At 68.2% G+C, this 4,660-nt stretch carries 5 protein-coding genes; all 5 read left to right on the top strand.

All coding sequences use genetic code 11. The features are described 5' to 3' along the window. A partial coding sequence (locus JKV81_RS03985) for an oligopeptide/dipeptide ABC transporter ATP-binding protein (protein WP_202074919.1) occupies nt 1-380 on the top strand: 380 nt, incomplete at its 5' end. A 165-nt stretch (nt 381-545) separates the two neighbouring features. Beyond that, a complete protein-coding gene (locus JKV81_RS03990; protein WP_124274530.1) occupies nt 546-2,174 on the top strand; it encodes a peptide ABC transporter substrate-binding protein in 1,629 nt (542 codons plus the stop codon). A gap of 89 nt (nt 2,175-2,263) precedes the next feature. Beyond that, nucleotides 2,264-3,187, top strand: a complete 924-nt coding sequence (locus tag JKV81_RS03995; protein WP_099174656.1) for an ABC transporter permease — start codon at nt 2,264-2,266, stop codon at nt 3,185-3,187. Continuing rightward, on the top strand, nt 3,180-4,172 hold the full coding sequence (locus JKV81_RS04000; protein ID WP_202074920.1) for an ABC transporter permease: 993 nt from the start codon (nt 3,180-3,182) through the stop codon (nt 4,170-4,172). The genes JKV81_RS03995 and JKV81_RS04000 overlap by 8 nt, the downstream gene beginning before the upstream one ends. A 13-nt stretch (nt 4,173-4,185) precedes the next feature. After that, a partial coding sequence (locus tag JKV81_RS04005; RefSeq protein ID WP_202074921.1) for an ATP-binding cassette domain-containing protein occupies nt 4,186-4,660 on the top strand: 475 nt, incomplete at its 3' end.

Raw genomic sequence — 4,660 nt, forward strand, 5'->3', positions numbered from 1 at the left:
ACCTGTCGATCGTCCGGCACATCTCGGACCGGGTCGGCGTCATGTACCTCGGCAAGATGGCCGAGATCGGTACGGACACGCAGATCTACGACCACCCGACGCACCCCTACACCCAGGCGCTGCTGTCGGCGGTCCCGGTCCCGGACCCCGAGGCCCGTGACGGCCGTGAGCGGATCATCCTCTCCGGTGACGTCCCGTCGCCGGCGAACCCGCCGTCGGGCTGCCGGTTCCGTACGCGGTGCTGGAAGGCCCAGGACAAGTGCGCCACCGAGGTGCCGCTGCTGGCGATCCCCGAGCGCTTCAAGGCCTCGGAGACCCCGGCTGCGCACGAGTCGGCGTGCCACTTCGCCGAGGAGAAGGACGTCGTCCACGCGGCGTAACACCCGGTCAGCACCACCAGGACGCCCGGCCCCCGCGAGGGGGGCCGGGCGTTCCGGCGTCCCGGCGGACCCGTACGGCGTACGGCGTAGGCCGACATGCGACGCAGTGTCATATGAGGTGATATGAGGCATTAAGCCACTCAAGGGAACCCTAGGAGGCACTCGATGCGCGGAGCCACACAGGCCAGGTGGGCCGCATGCGCCGTCGCCGTCGCCCTCGCGGCCACGGCCTGCGGCGGCGGGGACAGCGGTGGCGGCGGTGGTGCCGACGGGATCGTGAGCTCGTCCTGGGGCGACCCCCAGAACCCGCTGGAGCCGGCGAACACCAACGAGGTGCAGGGCGGCAAGGTCCTCGACATGGTCTTCCGCGGACTCGTGCGGTACGACCCGAAGACCGGCGAGGCCAAGAACGAGATCGCCCAGAAGATCGACTCGAAGGACTCGCAGAACTTCACCATCACGATCAAGGACAACTGGACCTTCAGCAACGGCGAGAAGATCACCGCGAAGTCCTTCGTGGACGCCTGGAACTACGGTGCCGCGCTGAAGAACAACCAGAAGAACGCCTACTTCTTCCAGTACATCGACGGTTACGACAAGGTCCACCCCGAATCGGGCTCGGCGTCCGCCACCACCCTCTCCGGGCTCAAGGTGGTCAACGACACGACCTTCACGGCCAAGCTGTCGCAGAAGTTCTCGCTCTGGCCCGACACCCTCGGCTACGCCGCCTTCGTGCCGCTGCCCAAGGTCTTCTACACCGACCACGACGCCTGGCTCTCCAAGCCCGTCGGGAACGGCCCGTACACCATCGACCAGTACGCCAAGGGCTCGTCGATGAACCTGCGCCGGTGGGACGACTACCCCGGCGCGGACAAGGCGCAGAACGGCGGCATCGACCTCAAGGTCTACACCGACAACAACACCGCCTACACCGACCTGACCGCGGGCAACCTCGACCTGGTCGACGACGTGCCCGCCTCGCAGCTCAAGAACGTCAAGGCGGACCTGGGCGACCGGTACATCAACACACCCGCCGGCATCATCCAGACGCTCGCCTTCCCGTTCTACGAGAAGGCCTGGGACACCCCGGGCGCGATCAAGGTCCGCCAGGGCCTGTCGATGGCGATCAACCGCGACCAGATCACCCAGCAGATCTTCCAGCAGACCCGCACCCCGGCCAGCGACTGGACGTCCCCGGTCCTCGGCGAGGAGGGCGGCTTCAAGAAGGGCCTCTGCGGCCCCGCCTGCGAGTACGACAAGGCGGAGGCCAAGAAGCTGATTCAGGAGGGCGGCGGCATCCCCGGCGGCCAGCTCAAGATCTCGTACAACGCCGACACCGGCTCCCACAAGGAGTGGGTCGACGCGGTCTGCAACAGCATCAACAACGTCATGGGCAACAACAAGGCGTGCGTCGGAGCGCCCGTCGGCACCTTCGCCGACTTCCGCAGCCAGGTCTCCACGCAGAAGCTGACCGGGGCCTGGCGCGCGGGCTGGCAGATGGACTACCCGCTGATCCAGAACTTCCTCCAGCCGCTCTACTACACCAACGCCCCGTCCAACGACGGCAAGTGGAGCAACCAGAAGTTCGACGACCTGGTCGACAAGGCCAACGCGGAGAGCGACAAGGCCAAGGCCGTGACCACCTTCCAGGACGCGGAGAAGGTCCTCGTCGAGCAGATGCCCGTCATCCCGCTCTGGTACCAGAACGGCAGCGCCGGCTACTCGGACAGGGTCGAGAACGTCTCGCTGAACCCCTTCAGCGTCCCGGTGTACGACCAGATCAAGGTCAAGTGACCCGCTGAAGCCGGGTGGCCGGTGCGGCGGACCGCACCGGCCACCCGGCTTTCCCGGCCCTCCGTACGCCCCGACCCCCGGAGCCCCTCATGGGACGTTATGTGATCCGGCGGCTGCTGCAGATGATCCCGGTCTTCTTCGGCACCACGCTGCTGATCTTCCTCATGGTGAACGTGATGGGCGACCCCATCGCCGGCCTCTGCGGCGACCGCCAGTGCGACCCCGCGACCGCAGCCCAGCTGCGCACCGAGTTCGGCCTCGACAAGCCGGTCTGGCAGCAATACCTGACCTACATGGGCAACGTCTTCACCGGCGACTTCGGCACCGCGTTCAACGGCCAGAAGGTCACCGAGCTGATGGGCACCGCCTTCCCGATCACCATCCGGCTCACCATCGTCGCGATCGTGTTCGAGATCGTCATCGGCATCAGCCTCGGCGTCGTCACCGGCCTGCGCCGCGGCCGGCCCGTGGACACCGGGGTGCTGATCCTGACCCTGGTCGTCATCTCCGTACCGACGTTCGTCACCGGTCTGCTGCTCCAGCTGCTCCTCGGCGTGGAGTGGGGCGTGATCAAGCCGTCCGTCTCCTCGGAGGCCCCCGTCGACGAGCTCATCGTGCCCGGGCTCGTCCTGGCCTCCGTCTCCCTGGCCTACGTCACCCGGCTCACCCGGACCTCCATCGCCGAGAACGCCCGCGCCGACTACGTCCGTACCGCCGTGGCCAAGGGGCTCCCCAGACGCCGGGTGGTCGTGCGGCACCTGCTGCGCAACTCCCTCATCCCCGTCGTCACCTTCATCGGTACGGACGTGGGCGCCCTGATGGGCGGGGCGATCGTCACCGAGCGCATCTTCAACATCCACGGGGTCGGCTACCAGCTCTACCAGGGCATCCTGCGGCAGAACTCCCAGACCGTCGTCGGGTTCGTCACCGTCCTGGTCCTCGTCTTCCTGGCGGCCAACCTGATCGTCGACCTCCTGTACGCCGTACTCGACCCGAGGATCCGCTATGCCTGAGCAGCAGCCGTGGGACGAGACGACCGGCAGCGGCGCGATCTCGGGCGCCGGTGCGGGCGGGGCGATGGACCTCGCGATGGACGAGGGCGTCACCCTGGAGAAGACGCCCGGCGGCCCGGAGGGCACCGGACCCGCCGGCAAGCCTCGCAGCCTCTGGTCCGACGCCTGGCGCGACCTGCGCCGCAACCCGGTCTTCATCATCTCCGCCCTGGTCATCCTGTTCCTGGTGATCATCTCGATCTGGCCGTCGCTGATCGCGGACCAGGACCCCCTCAACTGCGACCTCGCCAAGGCCCAGGAGGGCTCCCAGCCCGGACACCCCTTCGGCTTCGACGGGCAGGGCTGCGACGTCTACACCCGCACCGTCTACGGCGCGCGGACCTCGGTGGCCGTCGGTGTCCTGTCCACCCTCGGCGTCTCGCTCCTCGGGGGCGTGCTGGGCGGTCTCGCGGGCTTCTTCGGCGGGGCGTGGGACGCCGTGCTCTCCCGCATCACGGACGTCTTCTTCGGCATCCCGGTGGTCCTCGGCGGGCTGGTCTTCCTGTCCGTCGTCACCAGCTCGACCGTCTGGCCCGTGATCGGCTTCATCGTGCTGCTGGGCTGGCCCCAGATCGCCCGTATCGCCCGGGGCTCGGTCATCACCGCCAAGCAGAACGACTACGTCCAGGCGGCCCGGGCGCTGGGGGCCTCCAACAGCCGGATGATGCTGCGGCACATCACGCCCAACGCGATCGCCCCGGTGATCGTCGTCGCCACCATCGCCCTCGGTACGTACATCTCGCTGGAGGCGACCCTGTCGTTCCTCGGGGTGGGTCTGAAGCCGCCGGCGGTCTCCTGGGGCATCGACATCTCCGCCGCCTCCCAGTACATCCGCAACGCGCCGCACATGCTGCTCTGGCCGGCCGGAGCGCTGGCCGTCACGGTGCTCGCCTTCATCATGCTCGGCGACGCGGTGCGCGACGCCCTCGACCCCAAGCTGCGCTGAGGAGCCCGCTGCCATGTTGCTCGAAGTGCGCGATCTGCACGTGGAGTTCCACACCCGGGACGGAGTGGCCAAGGCCGTCAACGGGGTCAACTACTCGGTGTCCGAGGGGGAGACCCTCGCCGTGCTCGGCGAGTCCGGCTCGGGCAAGTCCGTCACCGCCCAGGCGATCATGGGCATCCTCGACATGCCGCCCGGGCGGATCAGCGGGGGCGAGATCCTCTTCAAGGACCGCGACCTGCTGAAGCTCAAGAACGAGGAGCGCCGGCGGATCCGCGGCCAGGAGATGGCCATGATCTTCCAGGACGCGCTGTCCTCGCTGAACCCCGTCCTCAGCGTGGGCGCGCAGCTCGGCGAGATGTTCGTCGTGCACCGGGGGATGTCACGGGGCGACGCCAAGGCCAAGGCGATCGAGCTGATGGACCGGGTGCGCATCCCGGCGGCCCGGCAACGGGTGGGCGACTTCCCCCACCAGTTCTCCGGCGGTATGC

The sequence above is a fragment of the Streptomyces silvae genome (assembly GCF_016745505.1).
Taxonomy (GTDB): domain Bacteria; phylum Actinomycetota; class Actinomycetes; order Streptomycetales; family Streptomycetaceae; genus Streptomyces; species Streptomyces silvae.